The organism is Frankia sp. CcWB2 (assembly GCF_977927585.1).
The window spans coordinates 19,590-20,209 of the sequence record NZ_CDWRCM010000056.1 but is presented as its reverse complement, the minus strand read 5'-3'; the positions used below and the strand labels follow the sequence as shown (position 1 = coordinate 20,209).

Annotated in this window: 1 protein-coding gene and 1 pseudogene; both read left to right on the top strand. The window is 73.1% G+C overall.

Going from position 1 to position 620, the window contains the following annotated elements; all coding sequences use genetic code 11:
• Positions 1–191, top strand: a pseudogene (locus ACY45C_RS08435) (glycosyltransferase family 4 protein); the annotation flags it as partial.
• Positions 192–212: 21 nt separating this feature from the next.
• Positions 213–620 (top strand): alpha-(1->3)-arabinofuranosyltransferase domain-containing protein (locus ACY45C_RS08430; RefSeq protein ID WP_462187061.1); only part of this gene is annotated, 408 nt, incomplete at its 3' end.

Here is a 620-nt window from a genome sequence, read left to right as displayed (position 1 = left end):
TGGCCGGCGTGCTGACCGATCACGATCTGCGCACCCGGCTGTCCGCCGGGGCGCTGGCGCATGCGGCGACCTTCACCTGGGCGCAGACGGCTCGCTCGACGTTCGCGGCACTCGCCCGGGAGGCGGCCCGGCATCAGGGCCGCCGCTCCACCGCGGCCCGGGCCGCGGACCTGGTTGGGCCGCACCGGTGACTGCGGTAATCCGGTGATCCGGTGACCGTGACCACGTCGCCGTCCGGTCCGGCCCCCTCCGGTCGCACCGAGTCCGGTCGCACCGAGTCCGGTCCGGCCTCGGCGACGATCCGGCGGCGGCCGCCATCCTGGCCGACCCTGGTGCTGGCCGCCGTGGCGTATCTGCCGCTGCTGGCGACGGCACCAGGAAAGATCGGCGCCGACACCAAGGCGTACCTCTACCTCGATCCGAGCCGGATGCTGCGCCGGGCGGTCTCCATGTGGGACCCCGGCATCGGCATGGGCACCGTCACCCATCAGAACATCGGCTACCTGTTCCCGCAGGGCGCCTTCTACTGGCTGCTGGATCTCGTCGGCCTGCCCGACTGGGTCGCGCAGCGGCTGTGGACGGGCTCCATCCTGTTCGGCGCCGGCACCGGCGTGCTGTTC